Origin of the sequence: Alkalibacterium olivapovliticus (assembly GCF_003003275.1) — a bacterium.
Taxonomy (GTDB): Bacteria; Bacillota; Bacilli; order Lactobacillales; family Carnobacteriaceae_A; genus Alkalibacterium; species Alkalibacterium olivapovliticum.
This window is the reverse complement of the sequence record NZ_PVTO01000065.1, coordinates 1-1,690: the sequence shown is the minus strand read 5'-3', so window position 1 is coordinate 1,690 and position 1,690 is coordinate 1. Positions and strand designations below refer to the sequence as shown.

1 protein-coding gene is annotated in these 1,690 nt (G+C 38.3%); it reads left to right on the top strand.

All coding sequences use genetic code 11. The annotated features are described in order from the left end of the window. The first annotated feature begins 170 nt into the window (after positions 1 to 170). The gene (locus CLV38_RS13510; protein WP_070466885.1) at positions 171 to 1,490 is read left to right on the top strand and encodes an IS1380 family transposase; all 1,320 of its coding nucleotides are present in this window, start codon (positions 171 to 173) and stop codon (positions 1,488 to 1,490) included. Positions 1,491 to 1,690 lie beyond the last annotated feature (200 nt).

Genomic DNA, 1,690 nt, shown 5'->3' with positions numbered 1-1,690 from the left:
AACTTGAATAATTCATAGTACCTTGTCAGAACAGGCATTTATCCCGCTTTGATAAGGTTTATCACTCTATTCCTTCTTCACCCGTTGGGTGAAGAAAAAAATATACAAAAAGAGCACACTCTATGTTATTGTAAAGTCGACCAAAACAACAAAAACAAGAGGTGTGCTCAATGTCAACTTTACAAGAAAAGCAACTACAATTCAATCCCCATTTGGTTATGTCAAACGATGGCGGTCAATTATCCAATGATTCCGGTCTCCTTTTACTCTTTGAATTTTTTCATAAGATCAAGTTCAAAGAGCTGGTTAACGAGTTATTGCATATTGACGATTCAAGAAACTATTGTACACATGACTATATTGATTTATTTATGCAGGTTCTTGTGCAGTTAATAGCCGGTTACTCAACGGATTCTTCAGCCAATTGGCTACGTCACGATCCAGTTTTTCAGCAGGGGCTAAATAAAACGACCTTAGGTTCACAGTCGATGGTTTCTCGTTTTATTCATCAACTGTCGGAGGAGAATATCGTTCAACTTCAATCAATTGCCAAGGCATTGACCACTATCTATATCGGCCAAAAAAATACACAGCATATGATCATTGACGTGGATTCTACTCACTCAGACACCTTCGGAAAACAAGAACAGACTGATTTCAATACTCACTACGGAACAACGGGTTATCATCCCTTAGTGGCTTTTGATGGACTGACTGGTCTGTTTCTGGGTGCCGAACTTCGTCCGGGCAATGTGTACACGTCTAACAATGCAGAAGTCTTTTTAGCAGACATCATCTCTCAACACAAACAGCACTCATGTGATATGTTTTTAACTGTCCGAGGGGACAGTGGCTTTGCCAAACCTGAGATCTATGAGTTATGCGAGCAAGAAAAAGTGAAGTATATTATTCGTTTAAAAGTCAATGCACGACTGAAGAACATGGCTCAACAAAAGGTCCTTTACGGACCAGATACAGACTTTACACATAAAGAATCACAGTATTTCAAGATTGATTATCAAGCTAAATCTTGGGAAACGGTTCGTAAAGTAGCTGTAAAGGCCACTCGAGAAGCTGGCGAACTCTTATTTACGACGTTTGAGTTTATCGTATCAAATTTCGTTGATATACCTGCCCAAACAGTGTACAAGCTCTACCAAAAGAGAGGGACAATGGAAAATTATATCAAAGAAATCAAACATGGTTTTTCCTTCGACAAGACCGATAGTTCAACGTTTCTTGCGAATCAGGCTCGCATGATGATGAGTTGTATTGCCTATACAGTCATTCATTTGATGAAAGAGCTAACATTCCCAGATAAAGAGAAAAAATCAACGGTGGCGACTATTCGGTTTAAAGTTTTTCACATTGCTGGAAGGCTGACACGACATGCGCGTAAAATAAAAGTCCGCTTGTCCACAGGTTACGTTTTCTCTTCACTGTTCTGGACAATATTGGAGAATATTCAACAGCTGGTTCTGTTGCATTAGCTACTCCAGAAGATCATATTAATTTTTTGACGATTGTAAGACCAAGGGGTCTTTATACTCTTTTTTCCATCCTTTTGTTTTCGATCTAATCGAGAAGGATATAAAGTGGCATGATAGACAGTTAATACTTAAAAATGTCTAAAAAAGCAGTGAGTTTAATAGAAATAGTTATCCACATTTAGAGGTATGAATAATTCAGG